Origin of the sequence: Candidatus Phycosocius bacilliformis (genome assembly GCF_003112735.1) — a bacterium.
Lineage (GTDB): Bacteria > Pseudomonadota > Alphaproteobacteria > Caulobacterales > Aquidulcibacteraceae > Aquidulcibacter > Aquidulcibacter bacilliformis.
In genome coordinates, this window is the sequence record NZ_BFBR01000012.1 from 1 (window position 1) to 20110 (window position 20110).

Annotated in this window: 18 protein-coding genes; 5 read left to right on the plus strand and 13 right to left on the minus strand. The window is 57.0% G+C overall.

The features are described 5' to 3' along the window. Nucleotides 1-44: 44 nt before the first annotated feature. A complete protein-coding gene (locus tag PbB2_RS14905; RefSeq protein WP_108986185.1) occupies nt 45-1202 on the minus strand; it encodes a hypothetical protein in 1158 nt (385 codons plus the stop codon). A gap of 193 nt (nt 1203-1395) precedes the next feature. Here PbB2_RS14905 and PbB2_RS14910 point away from each other — a divergent pair, with 193 nt between their 5' ends. Beyond that, complete coding sequence (locus tag PbB2_RS14910) at nt 1396-1779, plus strand: endonuclease domain-containing protein (RefSeq protein WP_192576377.1); 384 nt, start codon at nt 1396-1398, stop codon at nt 1777-1779. Nucleotide 1780: 1 nt separating this feature from the next. Here PbB2_RS14910 and PbB2_RS14915 read toward each other — a convergent pair whose 3' ends face one another. Genes PbB2_RS14915 through purQ form a run of 4 tightly spaced genes read right to left on the minus strand, consistent with a single transcriptional unit; the run spans nt 1781 to nt 4762 of the window. Next, the gene (locus PbB2_RS14915) at nt 1781-2692 is read right to left on the minus strand and encodes a histone deacetylase family protein (RefSeq protein WP_238165045.1); all 912 of its coding nucleotides are present in this window, start codon (nt 2690-2692) and stop codon (nt 1781-1783) included. A gap of 10 nt (nt 2693-2702) precedes the next feature. Then, a complete protein-coding gene (locus PbB2_RS14920; RefSeq protein WP_238165046.1) occupies nt 2703-3710 on the minus strand; it encodes a quinone-dependent dihydroorotate dehydrogenase in 1008 nt (335 codons plus the stop codon). After that, a complete protein-coding gene (locus PbB2_RS14925) occupies nt 3707-4054 on the minus strand; it encodes a DUF952 domain-containing protein (RefSeq protein WP_108986189.1) in 348 nt (115 codons plus the stop codon). Before PbB2_RS14925 ends, PbB2_RS14920 begins: the two co-directional genes overlap by 4 nt. Before the next feature lie 48 nt (nt 4055-4102). Continuing rightward, a complete protein-coding gene (gene purQ, locus PbB2_RS14930; protein ID WP_108986190.1) occupies nt 4103-4762 on the minus strand; it encodes a phosphoribosylformylglycinamidine synthase subunit PurQ in 660 nt (219 codons plus the stop codon). Nucleotides 4763-4904: 142 nt separating this feature from the next. Between purQ and PbB2_RS14935 the strand changes: the two genes are divergently transcribed. The 3 genes from PbB2_RS14935 to PbB2_RS14945 are packed head-to-tail and all read left to right on the plus strand — an operon-like array spanning nt 4905 to nt 7821. Further along, nucleotides 4905-5669: a DUF547 domain-containing protein gene (locus PbB2_RS14935; RefSeq protein WP_238165047.1), complete on the plus strand. Its 765-nt coding sequence runs from the start codon at nt 4905-4907 to the stop codon at nt 5667-5669. 2 nt (nt 5670-5671) lie between these two features. Continuing rightward, nucleotides 5672-6400: a TVP38/TMEM64 family protein gene (locus PbB2_RS14940; RefSeq protein WP_108986191.1), complete on the plus strand. Its 729-nt coding sequence runs from the start codon at nt 5672-5674 to the stop codon at nt 6398-6400. Beyond that, on the plus strand, nt 6397-7821 hold the full coding sequence (locus PbB2_RS14945) for a dihydrolipoyl dehydrogenase family protein (RefSeq protein ID WP_108986192.1): 1425 nt from the start codon (nt 6397-6399) through the stop codon (nt 7819-7821). The genes PbB2_RS14940 and PbB2_RS14945 overlap by 4 nt, the downstream gene beginning before the upstream one ends. 22 nt (nt 7822-7843) lie before the next feature. Here the strand turns inward: PbB2_RS14945 and PbB2_RS14950 are convergent, their stop codons facing one another. Beyond that, complete coding sequence (locus PbB2_RS14950; protein ID WP_238165048.1) at nt 7844-9736, minus strand: vWA domain-containing protein; 1893 nt, start codon at nt 9734-9736, stop codon at nt 7844-7846. Between the two features lie 161 nt (nt 9737-9897). On the opposite strand from PbB2_RS14950, the gene PbB2_RS14955 reads away from it, so the two are divergent. Next, nucleotides 9898-10902: an acetyl-CoA carboxylase carboxyltransferase subunit alpha gene (locus PbB2_RS14955; protein ID WP_108986193.1), complete on the plus strand. Its 1005-nt coding sequence runs from the start codon at nt 9898-9900 to the stop codon at nt 10900-10902. Here the strand turns inward: PbB2_RS14955 and PbB2_RS14960 are convergent. From PbB2_RS14960 to PbB2_RS14990, 7 genes are all read right to left on the minus strand, one after another. Beyond that, the gene (locus PbB2_RS14960; protein WP_108986194.1) at nt 10870-12033 is read right to left on the minus strand and encodes an epoxide hydrolase family protein; all 1164 of its coding nucleotides are present in this window, start codon (nt 12031-12033) and stop codon (nt 10870-10872) included. The two genes, PbB2_RS14955 and PbB2_RS14960, sit on opposite strands and share 33 nt — an antisense overlap. A 34-nt stretch (nt 12034-12067) precedes the next feature. Continuing rightward, nucleotides 12068-13735, minus strand: a complete 1668-nt coding sequence (locus PbB2_RS14965) for a sulfatase (protein ID WP_192576379.1) — start codon at nt 13733-13735, stop codon at nt 12068-12070. Between the two features lie 25 nt (nt 13736-13760). Continuing rightward, on the minus strand, nt 13761-14804 hold the full coding sequence (locus tag PbB2_RS14970) for a glutathione S-transferase C-terminal domain-containing protein (protein WP_108986195.1): 1044 nt from the start codon (nt 14802-14804) through the stop codon (nt 13761-13763). Continuing rightward, the gene (locus PbB2_RS14975) at nt 14801-16564 is read right to left on the minus strand and encodes an arylsulfatase (protein WP_108986233.1); all 1764 of its coding nucleotides are present in this window, start codon (nt 16562-16564) and stop codon (nt 14801-14803) included. The genes PbB2_RS14970 and PbB2_RS14975 overlap by 4 nt, the downstream gene beginning before the upstream one ends. 99 nt (nt 16565-16663) lie before the next feature. Then, nucleotides 16664-17746, minus strand: coding sequence for an MBL fold metallo-hydrolase (locus PbB2_RS14980; RefSeq protein WP_133245848.1), 1083 nt, complete (start codon nt 17744-17746; stop codon nt 16664-16666). 93 nt (nt 17747-17839) lie between these two features. Then, nucleotides 17840-18748: a formylglycine-generating enzyme family protein gene (locus PbB2_RS14985; protein ID WP_238165049.1), complete on the minus strand. Its 909-nt coding sequence runs from the start codon at nt 18746-18748 to the stop codon at nt 17840-17842. Continuing rightward, the gene (locus PbB2_RS14990) at nt 18745-20022 is read right to left on the minus strand and encodes a DsbA family protein (protein WP_238165050.1); all 1278 of its coding nucleotides are present in this window, start codon (nt 20020-20022) and stop codon (nt 18745-18747) included. Before PbB2_RS14990 ends, PbB2_RS14985 begins: the two co-directional genes overlap by 4 nt. Between the last annotated feature and the right edge of the window lie 88 nt (nt 20023-20110).

A 20110-nucleotide genomic window follows, 5' to 3' on the forward strand; every position in this document is an offset into this window, starting at 1 on the left:
TCCCCCGACCCCTCTCCCCCTTAGGGGGCGAGGGGAGCGCGTGGTTAGGATGGCATTTCACCGAGGAAGCCGGCGATAAGTGCTTCCGAAATTTCGAGCAACCTACCAGGTCCGGCGGTCATTTCCTCGGGGAAAACTGGGTAAAAGTCATCTTCTGGCGGCCAGCCGGAAGCACGGCCACAAAGTTCTTTTACCCTTGCTCTAAGGCCGAAAGAGTCATTGAAGTTGATATAATGATAATGGCGCTTTGGTCGATCAAATCCATAGCTTCTCTCTTCTTCCTCCTTATCGACTTCGATACCCTTATCCAGCCCAATCAATGAAACGTTGGCCCGCGCAAACGCAAACCCGATAGCGTAAACCCTGAAGGCACCCTCGCAGACACGCCGTGCTCTAGCTCTTTGAGTAATCTCAGCGGCTACGGAGTCGACCGGATCGTCATGCACGACTACAATACGTTTGGCATTAATGAGTAGGTGGGCTGCAAGCTCGTCGTCCAAAACCTGTTCTGGCATCTCTAAAGATCCATGTGGATGAACTATCTCGATGTAATCCGACCAGACTCCCAAGTCGTTTTCGATGCCACCCCATTTCCTATCAAGAATGTGCTCCAGAATACCATCATAATTGAAAGAGATCACCTTAACTTTTGACCGCACCCTACTATATTCAGCTTTTTCAATTAGAATTTGAGACCGGACCAGATTGATGAAGTGATGCACCCAATTTCGGTATTGCTTTTCTTGTGAGCCCCTAAGGATATTCACATGGCGTTCGGTGAATGTCCGGAGCGTGTACGTTCGAGACTGCTTTTTCAGTTCGTATGTTTTGTGAAAAAGCGCATGGCAAATGCCAACCTTAAGCATTAGCGCCTTTGATGGATTATGCCGAATAATATCATCAATTGAGTCACCTGTTTGCAAATCTAACCAATTCGCTGCGTCATTGAGCTGCCGCATAAGCAACCTTGGATTGACATCGACCTGACTATCGCCGTTACACAACAAGGCATAACTAATGGGAGCGATAGCTGGTATGGAAGCGTAGTTGGAGTATTCTGCAGGAAGGTTGCTGATGCGTGCAGCTTCTTTTCGAAAATCTTCAACAATTAAATCAATTAGCTCGGCGCCTGTCGGAAGCCCAAACGGAACAGACGCGCCTGCGCCAACGATGATCACAGTGCCTTCATCGAATAAGCTCATCTGAATCTCTCCTTTAAGATAGATTTTCTTGTCATCCTACCAAAAGGTAATGGCATTGCCCAGCGCAAAAGGGCGCGCAACTGAGGATGTTGGTGACGTGACTCTCAGCGGCTGCGGACTCCCCTCGCCCTCTGGGAGAGGGGTCGGGGGTGAGGGCATTTACACTCTTAAATTATCTTATAGTCTATTTATTATGCCAGATGTTCCTCCACAGCTCCTGAAACGGGCACGCGCATTGCGGCAGCGTCCCACCAAGACCGAGGAAATCTTTTGGAAACGGGCTCGCAATCATCAAATCTCTGGGCTGAAGTTTCGCCGCCAGGTTCCGATCCTTGGCTATGTCGTCGATTTTGCCTGTTTGACCCATCGTTTGGTGGTTGAAATAGATGGCGGAATCCATCACCTCCCGGAAGTCCAAGCGCGTGATCATGCCCGCGACGTCCAACTCATGGGCCGTGGTTATTACGTGATGCGATTTTCAGATCCCGCCATTTTTGAGGACTTGGAAACCGTGGTTGGTTTCATTGAGGACTTTGTACACAAGCAGTCCCTCAAAAGTGCAAAGGGAGCGCGCTAAATCACCCTACCAAAAAATCCGCTGCCGCATGGAATACAAAGCTGTGCCGCCGTGCGACGGCATCCACATCATGGCCATAACCGCCACCGAGAACCGTCACCAAAGGGATAGCCCGCCCCCGCACTGCCCCAATCACGCGGCGTTCGCGGGCCATCAGGCCGTGATCGGTGAGGGCCAGTTTGCCCAGGCGGTCGTCCTGATGTGGATCGACACCGGCAATGTAGAACACCAAATCTGGACGAATCTCATCCAATAATGCGGGCAAATGCTCATCCAATGCGGCAAGATAGCCCACATCTCCCGTCCCTTTTGGCAAAGCAATGTCTAAATCCGACGGCGGCTTTTCCAAAGGCCAATTGTCGTCGCAATGCATGGAAAAGGTGAAAACGCGCGGCTCATTCTGAAAGATCACAGCGGTACCATCGCCGTGATGGACATCCAAATCGACCACCATGATGTGGCGCACCGCCGCATCAGCCAAAAGGACAGCCGCGGCCACCGCCACATCATTGAAGACACAAAATCCTGCTCCATAGTCTGGGCGGGCATGGTGACTGCCCCCGGCGCTGTTGCAGGCAAGGCCGTGAGCCAAGGCATAGCGAGCCGCCAGTAAGGTGCCCGCCGTTGCCAGACGGGCACGCAGGACGACCCGCTCGGTCAACTCAAAGCCAATCCGGCGCGCGGCTTGGGCGGGCAAGCTCCGGGTCAAGACCGCATCGACATAGTCAGGGCTGTGGGCCGCGATCAGAGCCGAACGGTCAATAGGTTCAGGCGTGATAAACCCATACGGCACCAGACCATCTTGGATGAGTACCTCAGCCAAACGGGCAAACTTCTGCATCGGAAACCGATGGCCGTCAGGTGTATCGGCGGTATAGTCGCGGTGATGAATGATCGGCAGAACGGAGGTCACGCTGCGCCCCTCATCCGGTTTTGAGCCCGTCCTTGATGCGCTGAACCAGACCTGGGCCCTCATAGACCAAGGCGGTGTAAAGCTGGATCGCGTCGGCACCAGCCTCGAATTTGGCCTGTGCATCGGCCGCCGAGGCAATGCCCCCCACGCCGATGAGCGGCATGGCCCCATCGAGAGCTTGTTTGAACGCCCCCAATAGGCGTGTGGATTTGGCAAATACAGGGCGTCCCGACAAGCCACCCTGTTCGCTGCGGTGGCGGCCCTGCAAACTGTCAGGTCGATCAATTGTGGTGTTGGATACAATCAGGGCGTCAATCTTCTGGGCGCGGGCGGTCTCGGCAATGGCAAGAACTTCGCCATCATCAAGGTCGGGGGCCACTTTGAGGAATATCGGGCGATGACCATGGGTGCGTGTCTGCTGATCTGCCATCACCATAACCTGGCCCAAAAGCTCTTCGAGTGCAGCACGGGTCTGCAAGGCGCGGAGGCCCGGTGTGTTGGGTGAGGAGATATTGATGGTGATATAAGCAGCATGCAGCCAGACCCGGCGCACGCCTTCACAATAATCCCCAATCCGGTTTTCACTGTCCTTATTGGCCCCGATATTGGCCCCCACCACGCCGGGCTTGTGGGCGCGGGCGCGCAGACGGTTCACAAAGGCCTCCAAACCCTCATTATTGAAACCCATGCGATTAATGACGGCGTGGTCTTCCGGCAGGCGGAACAGGCGAGGTTTGGGATTGCCCGTTTGGGGACGCGGCGTCACGGTCCCGCATTCGACAAAGCCAAATCCTGCCGCCAGCATGGCGTCAGGCACTTCGGCATTTTTATCAAAGCCTGCTGCCAAACCGATGCGATTGGGCAAGGTCAGGCCCGCCAGCTGAATAGCATCTTCCGGCCGATCCGGGGCAGCCTTGGGTCCTAAACCTGCTTTAAGGGCAGCAATGGTAGCTCGATGCGCGGCTTCAGCCGGCAAGAGGCGCAGAACGGCTGTTGCAGGGGCGTGAAAATCCATCATGGGAACGTCTCGGCCAGCACGTGGCTCCCTGTTGCTGAGACCGGCACGACAAGGGTCTCTACCACCGCGTGCATCGGCAGAGGGCCATAAACATGGGGGAAGAGCGCGCCCCCGCGGGAGGCTTCCCAGCGCACATGATCGCCCAAGACAGACAGGTCGATGCACGCCAAAATCAACTCACCTTGGCCCGCAAACCATTTGGTCAGGGTTTCGCGCACTTGCTCCTTGGCAGACAAATGGATGAAGCCATCTGTGCGATCAAGCGGAGAGCCCAGATAGGTGCCTGCTGCGACGGCGTCGGCCCATGCCTGTGGGCTTTCAATTTTATAGGCGAAGCGGTCCATCTTGATCCATCACAGCATCTATCCTTGGCTCAAAAGCTGCAACCAGCCTCAGGCTGCCAGCAGGCTTTGGAACACGCGCGCACCGTCTGCGCTGCCAAGCTCTGCCTCAAAGGCGCGATCAGGATGGGGCATCAGGCCCATAATCCGCCCGGTTGGATCGACAATGCCAGCAATCCGGCGTTGAGAACCATTGACTTCTTGGCGATAGCGGAAGGCGATGCGGTTTTCCTGCTCCAAGGCATCCAGAACGGCATCCTCGGCAAAATAATTGCCTTCACCATTGCCCACCGTCATCACCACATCCTCACCCTCGCTGAAGGCGCGGGTGAAAGGCGTGTCGTTATTGGTGACTTCGAGCGCCACGGGCTTGCAAACATATTTCAAGCTGGCATTGCGCAACAAAGCACCGGGTAGAAGACCGGCCTCGCACAAGACCTGAAAGCCATTGCAAATGCCCAGAACCGGCACACCCGCCTTGGCAGCATCCACCACCGCGCGCGTGACGGGTGAGAGGGCGGCCATGGCGCCACATCGCAGATAGTCGCCATAGGAAAAGCCCCCCGGCAGGACGATGAGATCAAGCCCTTCGGGTAAAGTGGTTTCCTTGTGCCAAACCATGGACACATCGGCCCCGACACTGCGCTCAAGGGCGACTTTGCAATCGCGATCACAATTGGAACCGGGATAGATGATGACGGCTGCTTTCATACCCTCGCCCCTACGCGGTTTTTCGGCCAAGGTGAAGACCGGGACGGATACTCGTGCAGCAATCGTGCAACCGTCCTGCAGCAAGCGGCGTAAGAGGAACATTGGCAAGATTGGAGATGCCGTGATTTCACGCAGACGCCTGATGATCGGAAGTGCAGTTCTGATGACGATACCACCGCGCGATGCAGATGCCACAGGCAGATCCGCCAATGCCCAATGGGATGACTTGCTCGCCCGCTATGTTCGCCCGGACCCGCAAGGCCTACACCGTGTCAATTATGCGGCGTGGAAGGCCAATGTGGCTGATCGGCAAGCCTTAGATCAATTGATTGGTGGGCTTTCCGGCCAGAAAATCTCCAGTTTGTCTCGGCCAGCCCAATTTGCGACGTGGGCCAATCTCTACAATGCCATCACCATTCAAGTCGTGCTGAGCCGGTTTCCAGTCCGCTCAATCCGCGACATCAAGCCCAATGTACTCGCCATCGGGCCGTGGAAAGAACCCCGTGTGACGGTGGAAGGCAAACGTCTGTCGCTGGATGACATCGAACATGGAATATTGCGCAAACAATGGTCGGATCCTCGGGTCCATTATGCGGTCAATTGTGCCTCGGTCGGCTGTCCTAATCTACCCCGACGCGGTTGGCGCGCAGAGACTTTGGACGCCGATCTGGACGCTGCAGCCCGCGCCTTCATCAATTCCCCACGCGGGGTGCGGGTCGTTGGGCCACAGAAACTGCGTGTGTCGTCAATTTATCAGTGGTTCAAAACCGATTTCGGGAATAATGAGGCAGGTATTCTTTCTCACCTGCGCCGTTATGCGGCCAGCAAACTTTTGGCCGACATGACCAATGCCCGCATCGTGGGTGATGATTATGACTGGTCCATCAATGCGACGACTGGATCGTGACAATGAAATCCTTGCAACGCTTTGGTCCGCTGATCCTGATCGGCCTTGGCCTGATCACCGCCATTTCCATGGGCTGGCACAAATATCTCTCCTTTGATGTCCTTGCCCAACAAAGTGCCTATTTGCACGATCTGGTTCTCACCCGGCCATTGGTTGTGATCGGGGCCTATGTCGGCATCTATATTCTGGCCACCACCATCGCTCTGCCCGGTGCCATTTGGATTACCATTGCTGGTGGCTTTCTATTCGGCCCCCTCTTTGGTCCGGTGTTCGGCCCGATTATGGCCACGGCGCTCGCCTCAACCTCGGCCACCATCGGGGCGACATTCTTGTTTATGGCAACCCAATCGGCGCTGGGTGGTGGGTTGCGTGCGCGCGCGGGTGGCTTGATCGACCGGTTGGAAAAGGGCTTTCAGGAAAATGCGTTCGGCTATCTGCTGACCCTACGGCTTTTGCCCGTCGCGCCTTTCTTTGGCATCAATCTGGCAGCAGGCTTTTTGGGTGTTCCATTGCGCACCTTTGTGCTGGCCACGGCCATCGGCATTCTGCCCGGCTGTTATGTCTATGCGTCACTTGGCAATGGGATTGAGCATCTGATCTCTCAAGGCCAGACCCCCAATTTGAAAATCATCTATAATCCTGAAGTTCTGGGGCCTTTGGTTGGCTTAGCACTATTGGCACTTTTGCCAACCGCCTGGAAATTCATTCAAGCCAGACGGAAAGCCGCATGAGCCAGCGCCAACTCACTGTCGATATCTGTGTGCTGGGAGCCGGTGCCGGGGGCTTGTCAGTTGCCGCTGGGGCCGCCCAATTGGGCCTGTCGGTTGTGCTCTATGAAGAAGCCGATATGGGTGGGGATTGCCTCAACACTGGCTGTGTGCCCTCTAAAGCTCTGATTGCTGCGGCGAAAACTGTCCATGCCATGGCCCATGCCAGTCGCTATGGCATTGAGAATGTCAGTGCTAAAGTCAATTGGAACCAAGTGCGCGGCCATATTGGTGGGGTGATTGAGACCATCGCCCCGATCGACAGCCAAGAGCGTTTTGAAGGCTTGGGCTGTATCGTTCTGCGCGAGCATGCCCGCTTTACCGGCCCCGATACGGTCGAGAGTGCCACGGCGGTGGTCAAGGCGCAGAAATTTGTTATCGCCACCGGTGCGACAGCGGCCGTACCGCCAATTCCTGGCCTCGCAGAGACCCCGTTTCTGACCAATGAAACCGTTTTTGCCCAAGATGATCTGCCCGACAGCTTGATTGTGCTGGGCGGTGGAGTGATTGGGGTTGAACTGGGTCAAGCCTTTGCACGGCTTGGCTGCAAAGTCTCATTGATCGAAGCCTTTTCCTTGCTGGGGGGTCAGGAAGAAGACGCGGTGGCCTGTGTCAGGGACAGTCTGAACCGCGATGGCGTCACTGTGATCGAGGGTGCCAAGGCCGTCGGCGTAACGGGCAGTTCAACCGAGGTATCGGTGAGCCTTGAGGATGGCCGGGTGATTAAGGCCCAGCGTCTCTTGGTCGCGGTTGGGCGTGCTGCCCGAGTCGATAATCTTGGCCTTGAGAAGGCCAAGATCGCCTTTACACGCAAGGGCGTGACCACCGACCATCGCCTGCGTAGCACAACCAATCCCCGTGTCTGGGCTGTCGGCGATGTGGCAGGCAAACAGCAATTGACCCACGCAGCAGGCTTCCACGCAAGCGTCTTCATTCGTAATGCCGTCTTCAAAGCCCCGGCGACCGCTGAGGTCGGCCATATGCCAGCCGTTGCTTATTGTGATCCGGAATTTGCCCGCATCGGTCTGAGTGAAGCCGAAGCCCGCAAGCAATTCGGCTCGGCTGTTACGGTAACGCAGGTGCCTTTCCACGATAATGATCGGGCTCAGGCTGAACGGGCCACAGCCGGCTTTTGCAAGCTTGTCGTCGGAAAAGGCGGCAAAATTCTGGGTGCCACAATTGTCGGTGAAGGGGCTGGTGAAGCCATCCAGCTGGTCGGGCTTGCGATGGCCAACAAACTGGGGGTCGGGGCGATCACGGCAATGATTGCGCCTTATCCAACGCGCGGGGAAATCGTCAAACGTGCTGCGGGTGCCTATTACACCCCAACCTTATTCTCTGATCGCACCCGCGCGCTGGTTAAATTCTTGAAACTGCTGGGCTGAGCCAGCAGTTTCAAGCACCATCCTACTCCCGGTTAGAGCCGGGAAGGCGTTCAAGACCTTGGGCACGATCGACCAGTTCGATGAACTCAGCCCGCAGCCCAAAGGCATCCTCGCCCTTGGCACTCCTCGCAAGGCGGGCCACATCAGCGAAACCAAAGCCCGATCCGATCCACGGGTCTTGCCGCAGAAGCTGCGCATAACCAGCAACCGACAAAGCAAAGCGGGTGGATTCTGGGGCTGCAGCCAGACTGGTCGCTTCATCCTTCACCGTGATCGGCCGCTCGATCAGGCGGGATTTGTCCTCGCCGGGCAATTTGTAGCGTAAGCGCAACAACCCAAGTTCGTCAGACTTCGTTGTGGCCTCGCTACCGGGGGCTGCCCCATAGCGCAGCGGATCGACACTGCCCGGTGCACCGACGGGTGTGATCTCATACAAGGCTGTCACTTGATGGCCTGCACCGATCTCGCCAGCATCGACCGCATCATTGTTGAAGTCCTCCCGATTAAGGGCACGTGTCTCATAACCGATCAAACGCCATTCTTTGACACGAGCGGGATTGAACTCAACTTGCGCCTTCACATCATCCGCGATCGGAAACAGCGTGCCCTGTATCTGATTATCAAAGACTTTGCGGGCTTCCTGCATGGTATCAATATAGGCCGCCGTGCCATTGCCGTTTTGGGCGAGGCTTTGCATCATCTCGTCATTGTAATTTCCACGGCCAAAGCCGAAGATCGACAGATAAATGCCCTTCTTGCGCTGATCGGCGACATAATTCTTCAAGGCACGCGGATCGGTGATACCGACATTGAAATCACCATCCGTCATCAAGATGACCCGATTGACCCCGCGCGGATTGAAGTTGCGGGCGGCCAAATCATAGGCGAGGCGGATCCCCTCACCTCCAGCCGTCGAACCGCCAGCCTCAAGGGCCTCCAGCGCGCAAACAATATCGCGGGTCTGATTGCCGGGAGTCGGGTTAAGCACAACACCAGCTGCCCCGGCATACACAACCATGGACACCCGATCCCGCTGGTTGAGATTGGGGGCCATCAGCGCAAGCGCCCGCTTGGCCAGAGGCAAACGATCTTCCGGCATCATCGACCCTGACACATCCATCAAAAGCGTCAGGTTCAAAGGCGGCCGCTCTCGTCTGGGAATATCATAGCCTGACAGGCCGATATGGACGATTTGCTTACTCTCCGCCCAGGGCGAGGGCGTCACCACGACTTGGGTCGCAAATGGGGCCGATTTGTCTTGGGGTTTGGCATAGCCATAATCAAAATAATTGAGGAATTCCTCCACCCGCACGGCATCAGCAGGTGGAAGGCTTCCGTCACGTACAAAGCGGCGCGCATTGGCATAAGAAGCGGTATCCACTTCCATCGCGAAGGTGGAGACTGGACTCTCAGCCGTTTGTTTAACTGGATTGATCGCAGCTGCGGGATAGCGCTCTGTCGAGCGCTCCATCTGCCCGCCGGCTACCCGCGTCCCTGTTACCACGACCGATGGCATGGTGGCGGATAGACCAATTTTGGATTGGGCCGCACGACTGGTCGCTGGAGCCACCTCAGCCAGCGCTGCTAGGCTAGGTGGTGGGGGTGGCGGTGGCGGGGGTGGTGGAGACGGTGGGGCAAGTGGTGGCGGGGGTGTTGGATAGCCCGACGTCGGCATCGCGAGATGACGGCGGTTTTGGCGGTGATAGCGATCAGCGCCCTCGCGGTCGGTCTGCGGGCATTGGTAATTCGTCACATCGCTTGGTGAAGGTGCGCGACCACCTAGGCCTGCAACAGGTGCCGCATTGGCAACGCAACCGGCCAACAATGCCGAAATCGACAACATTGCGACCACCTGCCGCCCAAGATAGGTTTGGCGGCTCAGGCGGTGATACAGGGGGTTGGATTTAAGGGTCATTGGGCGTGCCTCCTACGCTCTTCTTGATCACTGCTTAGCATCTGGCATGCGCTTAAAGGCTAGGATTGGGAGGCTTATGGGCTAAATTGAGGCAAATCTTACCCATCTGCTACTGGCGCGCGCACTTGCCGAAGTGATCAGGGAGGCTTAATCGGGTGCCCATGGTTGACCGTCCCGCATTTCTCGACTTCGAGAAACCCATCGCCGATCTTGAGAAAAAGATCGAAGAGCTGAACGCGACAGCAGAGAAAAGTGGTGCCAAAGGTGTGCGCACCGAAGTCGCCAAACTGCGCCAAAAGGCCAATCAAGCCCTGGCTGATCTTTATCAGAACCTTGATCCCTGGCGGCGCACCCAAGTAGCCCGTCACCCCGACCGGCCGCACTTTAAAGATTATGTCGACGAGCTGATCGGGGATTATGTTGAACTGGCCGGCGATCGTAAGTTTGGTGAAGATGCGGCCATTCTGGGCGGCATGGGCCGATTCCGGGGACGGCGGGTTGTGGTCTTGGGGCATGAAAAGGGGCGCACCACACCTCAACGCCTTAAACACAATTTTGGCATGGCGCGGCCTGAGGGCTATCGCAAGGCCGTGCGCCTGATGGATATGGCCGACAAGTTTGGCTTGAGTGTTTTGACCTTTGTGGACACGGCTGGGGCCTATCCCGGCCTTGATGCCGAAGCCCGCGGCCAAGCTGAGGCCATTGCTCGGGCCACCGAACGCTGTCTGACGTTAGGTGTCCCGATGGTGTCAGTGATTACAGGTGAAGGGGGCTCTGGCGGTGCTGTGGCGATTGCGGCAGCCAATCATGTGCTGATGCTGGAAAATTCGGTCTATTCGGTGATTTCGCCAGAAGGGGCCGCTTCGATCCTCTATCGTTCCGCAGACCGCGCCAAGGATGCAGCCACGGCCATGAAGATTACCGCCCAAGACCTGTTGGGGTTTGGTGTGATCGACGGCATTATTGCCGAGCCGTTGGGAGGGGCCCACCGGGCCCGCGCGAATGCGATCAAGGCCGTCGGTGATGCGGTGGAAAAGGCGCTCTACCAGCTAGAGGGTTTGGACGCAGACGGGTTGCGCGCCCAAAGGGCCGACCGCTTCTATCGGATTGGCCGGTCACTGGCGGACTTGCCATCAAGCGCCGATGGTGCGCCCAAAGCGGGCTAAGTCTTCTGCAAACAGATCGGGGGCTTCCCACGCGGCAAAATGCCCGCCACGGGCTAGGTTTGACCAATGCCGCAGGTTATAGGCTTCGGCCACCAGATCGCGGGGTGGGTTGGGATAGACTTTGTCCCCCGGAAAATTGGCAAAGCCGGTTGGCACATCGATGCGGGTCCCCTTGGGCAGGAAGTAACCGCTGCCCTCCTCCAGCACCCCGCGATAAAACCACACCGAGGTGGCGAAACGATCGGTCAGCACATAATGGAGAATATTGGTCAGCAGATCCTTCTTGCCAAAAACCGCATCAAGCCCGCCACCGGCAGGATCCGACCAAGCTTGGAATTTTTCCAAAATCCAAGCGGCTTGGCCAAAAGGTGTATCGCTCAAAGCCATGGCCAGCATCTGCGGACGTGTGGTTTGGAGGTGAAAATAGGCACCATGCGCCTGCATCATTGCGGCTGACTTCTGGGCCCAAGCAACGCGCTCGGGTGTGGTTAGACTGGACACATCCGGGCGCAGCCCAAGCATATTCAGATGGATACCACTTACGACATCTGCGTGGTCCAGTCCCAGCCAAGCCGTAACAACAGATCCCCAATCGCCACCTTGAGCGAGAAAGTGGCGATAGCCAAGCACATCCACCATCAGCTTGCGCCACAGCCCGGCGGTGGTGCGGGGCCCGATCGGCTGTGATGGCCGTCCCGAAAAGCTATAGCCAGGCAGGCTGGGGATAATCAGATCAAATGCATCATCTGACGATCCGCCGTGACGGCTTGGAAATGCCAATGGCTCAATCACTTTATGGAACTCAAAAACTGAACCCGGCCAACCATGAGTCAGCAAAAGCGGCCGTTTGCCACCAGCTTCACCCACGACATGGAGAAAATGAAGGTCCTGACCATCGATTGTTACCTGAAACTGGGCCCAGCGATTGAGCTCGGCTTCTACGGCCCGCCAATTGTATTCGGCGAGCCAAAAGCGTTGGAAATCCTTGAGCCAGTCCGTCGCAGCCCCGCGCGTCCAATCATTCGCCGCCTCGCCTTCTGGCGTATCAGGCCAAGTAAAGTCTGCAACTTTCTGCCAGACTGCGGCCAGCTTCTCGTCCGATATGGCGATCGAAAAAGGGCTTATCTTCATGCGGAGGCTCTCTTAGGTCGCACCATGGGGAACGCTAGTTTGGCCAATAAGCGATGACATCATCCTTTGTGAAGCGCTGGCCTAGCGGCTTGTCGATCGGAATAGGGCCTTCAAGTGTGGCCGGATAGAGCGGCTTGCGACCGCTGGCCCGGTGATCATCCAACAGCTTCCTCAGTTCGGCCACCTTATCTGGACGGCTCGCTGCCAAATTGTTCCGCTCTGTTGGATCTGTGGCCAAATCATAGAGAAAGACGCTATTGGGCTTGTCGACCAGCTGCAGCTTCCAATCCAAATGGCGCACAACGCGGTAGCCGTCACTCTGCCAGAAGATGGTGTCATGCGGCCGTCGGCCACCACCTTTGCCCTGGGCAAATGGCAGGATATTCACCCCATCGATCGCCACCCCCTTAGGCAGATCGGCCCGGGCAGCAGCTGCCAAAGTCGGCATCAAGTCGATATGTGCGACCGGGGCTTGGATTTGTAGACCAGCCGGAATTTGACCTGGCCAACTCATGAACATGGGTACGCGGATGCCTCCCTCAAACAAAGTGAGCTTCCAGCCGCGATAGGGCTTGTTGATATCAGGCAGGCCAATATAGCCCGGCCCACCATTGTCGCTGGAAAACACGATCAACGTATTGTCCGCCAGACCCTGTTCTTTGAGGGCGGCCACAATCCGCCCAACACTGCGGTCCAAAGCTGTGATCATGGCGGCATAGACACGCTCGCGCTCAGAACCCATCGGGCCCACCGCATCATAATCTGCTTTGGTTGCCTGCAAGGGCGTGTGCACGGTCCAATGCGAGAGATTAATGAAGAATGGCCTGTTCTTATTGGCTTTGATCACTTTGATGGTTTCATCCGTCCAGTAATCTGCCAGATAACCGCCGGGCTTGAACCATGGCCCGTCATTGTAGGAGGCGGCATATTCCATGCGCGCCCACAAAAATTTGTCGATGGGGTCGAAGTCGACTTTGGCATTGACGACATTGGGGTCATCTTCAGGCAAATGCAGGCCACTCGCCATCAGCAGGCTTTCATCAAAGCCCTGCGCGTTGGGTCCAAATTCGGGGCCAAGGCCTGTATGCCATTTGCCGATATGAACTGTGTGATAGCCGCGTGTCTTGAGAACTTCAGCAATGGTAACCTCTGAACCCGGCAAGCCCTGCTTTTCAAAAGAGGGCATCTCGGCCACACGGTCAGCGTGATAAATCGTCTCTGGCAGACCGCTTTGGCCACGCATGGAGTCTGACACCATTTTCACGGCACGGCCCATACCATCGGGGGTAGGGGTAAACTCAAAACCAGTCCGTGTAGGATAGCGCCCGGTCATGATCATGGCGCGGGAGGGTGCACAGCTTGCAGTCCCCGAATAGGCTTGACGAAATGCCACCCCAGAGCGGGCGAGCGCATCAATGTTTGGCGTTTTGATCTTGCCATTACCAAGACCACCGCCAAAGGCAGAAATGTCATTATAGCCTAAATCATCGGCCAGAATGAAAATGATATTGGGCGGACGGTCGGTGCCAGCAGTTTCAGGTGCTGCGGGGCCCTGCATCCAAGCAATCGGCTTATTGTCGGGAATATCGGTGCGTTTGCCCGCCGCCACGAGCGTCAAGAGGATGTCTGCTCTGTTGAACCAGGCCACCGCGCCGAGGCCAACAACCGCGGCCAGCCCCCCCAAAAGGATTTTCTTGATCATCTTTCCCCCCGTGGCTTTGGAATTCTTATCTCTCGAACAAACATTCGCAACCGGTTCCGGCCAGAATGGAACAACACACCGCTTGATCATCGTCGGACAAAGCCGCAGCATGCTGCTTGAGCCAAACAAGGCATTTGGCCTGATAGGCGAAGGTTGGCTGGGTCCAAGCCCGCCCATCAATCTCGGTCTCAACCTCGGCCAGTCCAGCTTGGGCCGCACCGGCATTGGCGATCAGGAAGGGCACATAGACCCGGCCAATTTCACCCAAGAGCGGTCCTAAATGACTGCGTGCGGCCGTGCGGTCGAGCCAATCTTCCCCTTGCGGCTCAAGACCGGATAAATCCTCCATCCGATCAATCCACGCGCGCAGCCGCGGTGTATGAGCAGCACACAGGGCAGCCGGTGTTGGATCAACCACGCCCAATTGGGTCAATTGGCCATAGAGGGCAAAATCGCTGGTACCCGGTCTGGCCCCCATTACATAGCCCCGCGCAGCGATCATGTGGTCCAAAATGGGCAACAGGCGTTGATAGGATTGCTCAATTGTGGATGACGTGGTCGGGTTAGAACCCACGACATAAAGGCGATCGATCTGGCGGCGAGAAATGAAGGCCGAGGCAGCCTCAGCCGCTTCATCAGGCGTGGTCGGATCATGCCAGAACACCAATTGCGGCCCAGCGTGCTCGATGTCCTCTGAGCCAGACCAGCGATAATGGAACATCGCTTTGGTAAGCCATTCATCGGCATAGTCCTCAATTAAGTGGTCGAGAAAGGCCATCACCGGGTCGCTCGGCTGAAGCGCCCGATCAGCCACCACGTGCTCCAACTCAGCCAGGATCGGGGTAGAATCTACTTTAGCGACATGGCCCCCATCTGGGTTGGGCACATAGACGGTGGGCAAAAGCTTGACCTTCGGTTCAGGAAAGCCCGGCAACGGATTGCGATGGCTGCCCCAATGCAGGGCATAGGGAATGTGACGATAACGCAGCGCGGCAATCACTTTACGCGTATAGGGCGACCCTGCTGCACCCAGCACATGTAGTCTGCCGTGAAGGCCAGTCTCGGTCATGGATTTACCTTTGCTTGAGTAGCGCGCCGCTTGCCCATGCGGCGCAGCAAGAACCAGCCCCCGGCAAACACGAGCCCGAGGAAGCCGATCACATAGCCACCGTAAAACTGCCACTGCCGCTTCAGACTGTTCAGAGCGGCCTGACGTTGAACCTTGTAGCCGGGCGGCAATTCCAGCACACCATTGGCTTTGGCATAAGCAGCATAAGCACGTTCAAGATCTGCGCGAACCGCTGGAAGGCTGGCTGAGAGGTCCTGCGTCTGCCCCGGGTCGCGGGTGACATGATACAGCCGCCACTGATTATCGCCAAAGGGAGGATTATACTTCACCAACGTATAGTCGCCTTTGGTTATGGCCGCATTGCCAGAGACTTCAATCCCCACGGAGTCCCCAGGCCCATAAACGCTTTGGGTTTGCCCAGCCAAAACCTGCGCTTGGCTCCGGCCTGAAATCGGCTTGGAGCCCGGAATAGCGGGAATCTCACCAACCAAATCGAGCAATGTCGGGGTAACATCTTGCACAAAAGCAGGGGCATTGGTCTTTTGCCCCGCTGCGATACCAGGCCCTGCCATGATCATAGGGACGTGAAGGCCGCCGCTGGAGGTATAGAATTTGAACAAATAACCCGGCGTCGCTACCGCGCTCGCCCATTCAGGTCCGATCCAATTATGACTGCCCCTTTCGCCGAGATTGTCGAGCCGACGGTTATAGCCATGGGTCCACATCCACTGATTGAAGCCTGGTTCAGCACCCGGATTACTTGGCTCAGGCCCGTTGTCCGAGGTGATAACAAAAATGGTGTTTTCTAGCTCACCCTCTGCGCGCAGACGGTCAACAAGACGCCCGATCTCAGCATCCGTCGCCTCTATCATGCCGGCATAGACTTCCATCGCCCGGGCTTGGAGCTTCTGTTCCTGCGGACTTAAACTGTCCCACCGGCGCATGCTGGGATGCATGGCCGGTGGGCGGGCATTGGGATTGATCAGACCCAACGCCTTGGCGCGGGCGAAACGGTCCCGCGCAAGCTGTTCCCAGCCGCGATCAAAGCGGCCGGCATATTTTTGTGTGTAGGCGCGCGGCGCTTGAACCGGGATGTGCACAGCCTGAAATGCAACATAGGCCAGAAAGGGCTGGCCATCCTTTGGGCGCTTGTCGAGATAGCCTAGCACCTTGTCGACAATGACAGTCGACGAAAACTGACCTGATGGATAAGCTGTCGGTTTGTCATCTTCAAACCAAGGAGCCTCATTATAGAAGGGCATATAGGGCTTATCATCCCAGTTATCGGCCCCAGACGCATCAAGCGCGAAGGAGCGCTGGAATCCATGTGAGCCCGGCAATTGGCCCGGCCCATCGCCCAAATGCCACTTGCCACTCATAAATGTATGATAGCCTGCCTTGACCAAACGCTCCGGCAAGGTGGCAACATTGGCTTCCAGATGCAGGCCATAGCCCGGCTTGCCGACATGTTCCTTTGGCAGCACCTCCTTGATGGTCGCAACCCCAGCCTGATGATTGGTCAGGCCCGTCAGCAACATCGCGCGCGAGGGCGAGCATAGTGGCGAGGTGGCATAGCGGGTAAACAAAGTCCCCCTTCGCCCAATGGCATCGATATGAGGTGTGCTTGCCTCGCCGCCATAAATGCCCAAATCCATGAGGGCAGCATCATCAAACAGGATGATCACGACATTAGGCCGTTTGACGGGGGTTGAAGACTTAACCTGGCTCAAAGAGGGCCCGGGCAAAATCAGTGCCACCATCATCGCCATCAGAGCAGTCGCGCGCCCGCGGTGAAGCCGAAGTCTGACACCTTGGCATGAACCGATCCTGCAGGCGGAGTCTATTGGCATCGCTTTTTCCTAATTGTCGATCAAGGCACGCCGAATTGGCCGACCCTGCGTGTCAAAAGATACCAGTTCACCATCGCGCATGATCCAGATCGGACCTTTAAAGTAGCGTTGCGCATTGCCAAGAAAGGGCCCTTTCAAGGCTTCGATGGGCATGGGTGGCACGATATGGGTCAGAGCTATACCCTTTACCCCGGCCTTGGCACCAATCTGGGCAACCTGCTCGGGTGTGGCATGATAAGTCTCAATATCACCCATGACCTTGGACAAGCTAGGTTGACCGGCCTGACTTGCGGCTTTGCCCATGACACGAGTCAATTGCGGGGCAATGGATTCGTGAATGAGAAGATTGGCCCCCCTCGCAGCCCGCATGACACAATCACATGCTTTGGTGTCACCACTAATGACCAGGCTTTGCCCCTGATAGGTCACTCGATAGCCGACGGCAGGCTCCACTGGGCGGTGATCCACGCCAAAGGCTGTAATTTTGACCCCCGCTTGCTGATAGACTTCGCGTTCCTCGCCGATGGCCGGAGCGGCAAAAGCTTTCGGGGCAAAGCCAAAGCCGGAAGCAGGCACAATATCGCTACCATGATGGGCTATCCGATAGGTCTTGTCCTGACCATAGATCATAGCAAGGCCGGCCGCGATCTGCTCGACGCCCGTCGGCCCGTAGAGCGGTAAAGGTTCACGCGCCGCCTTTGTGGCCCAGCGTTGCAGCCCAAGTGCGCCCAACCCATCAATATGGTCGGAATGAAAATGGGTCAGAAAGACGGCTTCGGTCTGCCCCGGCGGCAGACCCATGATGGTCATGGTCTCTGCCGCCCCCTCACCGGCATCAAAGACAAAAAGACGCCCCCCGGCAATCACCGCCAAACACGGCCCTGCCCGGGCACGATCGGGCATGGGTGAACCAGTTCCACAAAAGCCCGCATGCAAGCCCGTCTTGAGATCGGCAAGAGCGGGATGGGCTAAAGCCTGTTCTGCGCCGCGCGACAATAACAGCATGGCCAGTCGATCACGAGCCACATAGCCGGTCACCATGAGGGCCAACACCAGCCCGATCAGACCTGCAAGAAGATATCTGGCTTTCATAAGGACCTCCACCAGATTGTCGCATGGCCGCGGGATAGCCTGCACATATATTGGCACTATAAGTGCAATAAAACGACTGTCAAACCCCGAGGGTTACGGTTTCTTCACGTCGCGCACCAAACGGAAACCAATGTGATTACTGGAAAAATCACGGTCCTGCGGCTGGCGCGCCTGGGGCCTGTAACGGCCACAGAAATTGTCTGAGCATAACCATGATCCACCCTTGATGGTGGCCGCAGGCCCACCCTCAAATGCCGTATCGGTCCATTCCCACACATTGCCGATCATGTCGTACAACCCAAGTTTGCTGGCCGGGAAACAGCCCACAGGCGCAACAGCCCGAAACCCATCCCGACCTTCATCTTGGAAGGGAAACACACCCTGCCACGTATTGGCAATCGGCTTTTTCTGGTTGTCATAAGCGCCGGACCGAGTATTGGCTGGATCAGCAAGACCGCTTTGGGCGGCATATTCCCATTCCACTTCATTCGGCAATCGTCCGCCTGCCCAGCGCGCATAGGCTTCAGCGTCGCGCTCGGACACATGGACCACTGGATAATGATCCAAACCGGTCAAATTCGAACCCGGACCTTTCGGGCTTTTCCATGTGGCCCCCGGTACCAAAGTCCAGCGCCCTGCTTCCAGCCCTGCGCCAAGCTGGAACATCGCCGACCCAGCCCCGCCATCAGTTCGGCTCATGCTCTTTTCAGCATCGGTCACATAGCCAGTTGCGGCAACAAAGGCAGCAAATTGCCGATTTGTAACCTCATGAGCTTGGACCTCAAAGGCTGGAACCTGTACCCGCAACCCGGGTCCCTCTTCCGGGAAAGCCGGATCCTGACCCAGAAACACTGATCCGGCCGGCACCTTCACCCAATGGCCCTGCTCAGCGGCGCGCAAGCCACAGTTTGCCGTGGTCTGTGCCACTTCTGCAGGTTCGGAAGGCTTGCAGCCCGCCATCAACCCGAGCATCACCAAAACCGGTATCCAAAGCCTTTTCATGAGGCCCCCCGCAAAGCCTCATCCATGACCCACAAACGGTCCTGCCCCCAAACACACACATCTCCGACCCGAAAACAGGGCACACCCCAGTGGCCTAAGTTCAACAATTCCAGCCGATTGGCCTCGGCCTCCTCGCGCCAGGCTTGTGAGGTCAGAAGCCGTCGGGCCTCATCCCAATTAAGCCCGGCAGATTCCACAATGCGCGCCATGCCAGAATCGCTGCCCGCATCCACGCCCTGCGACCAGACGGCGGTCATGAAGGCCTCCACAAATTCAAACCCGCGCCCCTGGTCACGTGCCCAAGGCAAAATGGCATAACCCCGCTCTACTGGTTTGCCCACCGGGTCGGCAATTCGGCCAAATGGCACACCCAGTCGGCGGGCTTCGCGGGCGGTATCCAATGTGAAATACCGACTTTTCATGGGCGGCACCGGCAGGCCGCGCATCACCATGGGCAAGACAAAACGCAGCCGCAAATCGGCACCATGGGCGTCGGCCAATGCCTTTACGCGGGTGGTTGCCAAATAAGTATAGGGGCTGCGGAACGACAAATACCAATGCAGTTCCCGACGCGAGGCACCGACAGCCGCGTGGGTCATCAATTCCGGTTCGGGCGGGGCTAGAATAGGATGGGTCGGTGCCTCCATCCGCCTTGCCCCAAGTTTTGCCAAGCGCGTTTCAAGATAATGCAGCCGGTCTAGGCCCCAATACCATTCCCCACCATAATGCAGCATGGCACTCATGAAATGACCCAATCGACGGCGTTCGGCATCCCCACGTGCGCAAGGGTCTGCATCGGCCTTGCTGGACACTTCTGCAATCCGGCCAGCCCATAAATCGGCACTGATGGCGGTGGCACGGGCCCAGAAATCGGAGGTGCCAAGCGCTTGAAAGAAAGCCTGCTGGGCGGCTTTGACCTGTGAGGGGTTTGGCTGCTGACCAGGGTCATAGAAAGACAGGCCCGCGCGGCGGGCCAGTCGGGCACAATCCGCACGCGCATAGGCAATCAGGCGATCCCGTTCAGGAGCTGCCCAATCATCCGGCGGACCGACCAAAAACACCGAAACGTCTACGTCATAACGCTGGACAAACACCGCCAAGGCTTGCAGCGCTAAGTGGCTATATGGGTCATCAATCTGATGAAAATAATCCACGCGATGGCGGTTCCCTTGCCGTTGACGGGCCTGCTCGGCTTTATCGCGTGCCATATCCAAGCGCTTCTGACTGGTTATGGCCTCCGCAACCCTTGAAACCACAAATGCTTTCAGCGACATGTCTGGCCGCCCTCCCCTAGCGCGATGCGACAGGTTCTTGGCCTGTCTGCTTATCTTTGACAGAGACCAGCATGGACCGCGTCGAGGT

Excerpts from the sequence above, each read along its gene's own strand:
- PbB2_RS14910 (WP_192576377.1), top strand. The coding sequence starts at position 1,396 with ATGCCAGATGTTCCTCCACAGCTCCTGAAACGGGCACGCGCATTGCGG.
- PbB2_RS14955 (WP_108986193.1), top strand. The coding sequence starts at position 9,898 with ATGGTTGACCGTCCCGCATTTCTCGACTTCGAGAAACCCATCGCCGAT.
- PbB2_RS14950 (WP_238165048.1), bottom strand. The coding sequence starts at position 9,736 with ATGACCCTTAAATCCAACCCCCTGTATCACCGCCTGAGCCGCCAAACC.
- PbB2_RS14925 (WP_108986189.1), bottom strand. The coding sequence starts at position 4,054 with ATGGACCGCTTCGCCTATAAAATTGAAAGCCCACAGGCATGGGCCGAC.
- PbB2_RS14945 (WP_108986192.1), top strand. The coding sequence starts at position 6,397 with ATGAGCCAGCGCCAACTCACTGTCGATATCTGTGTGCTGGGAGCCGGT.
- PbB2_RS14935 (WP_238165047.1), top strand. The coding sequence starts at position 4,905 with ATGATCGGAAGTGCAGTTCTGATGACGATACCACCGCGCGATGCAGAT.
- PbB2_RS14920 (WP_238165046.1), bottom strand. The coding sequence starts at position 3,710 with ATGATGGATTTTCACGCCCCTGCAACAGCCGTTCTGCGCCTCTTGCCG.
- PbB2_RS14980 (WP_133245848.1), bottom strand. The coding sequence starts at position 17,746 with ATGAAAGCCAGATATCTTCTTGCAGGTCTGATCGGGCTGGTGTTGGCC.
- PbB2_RS14970 (WP_108986195.1), bottom strand. The coding sequence starts at position 14,804 with ATGACCGAGACTGGCCTTCACGGCAGACTACATGTGCTGGGTGCAGCA.
- PbB2_RS14940 (WP_108986191.1), top strand. The coding sequence starts at position 5,672 with ATGAAATCCTTGCAACGCTTTGGTCCGCTGATCCTGATCGGCCTTGGC.
- PbB2_RS14985 (WP_238165049.1), bottom strand. The coding sequence starts at position 18,748 with ATGAAAAGGCTTTGGATACCGGTTTTGGTGATGCTCGGGTTGATGGCG.
- PbB2_RS14905 (WP_108986185.1), bottom strand. The coding sequence starts at position 1,202 with ATGAGCTTATTCGATGAAGGCACTGTGATCATCGTTGGCGCAGGCGCG.
- purQ (WP_108986190.1), bottom strand. The coding sequence starts at position 4,762 with ATGAAAGCAGCCGTCATCATCTATCCCGGTTCCAATTGTGATCGCGAT.
- PbB2_RS14990 (WP_238165050.1), bottom strand. The coding sequence starts at position 20,022 with ATGTCGCTGAAAGCATTTGTGGTTTCAAGGGTTGCGGAGGCCATAACC.
- PbB2_RS14965 (WP_192576379.1), bottom strand. The coding sequence starts at position 13,735 with ATGATCAAGAAAATCCTTTTGGGGGGGCTGGCCGCGGTTGTTGGCCTC.
- PbB2_RS14975 (WP_108986233.1), bottom strand. The coding sequence starts at position 16,564 with ATGGTGGCACTGATTTTGCCCGGGCCCTCTTTGAGCCAGGTTAAGTCT.
- PbB2_RS14960 (WP_108986194.1), bottom strand. The coding sequence starts at position 12,033 with ATGAAGATAAGCCCTTTTTCGATCGCCATATCGGACGAGAAGCTGGCC.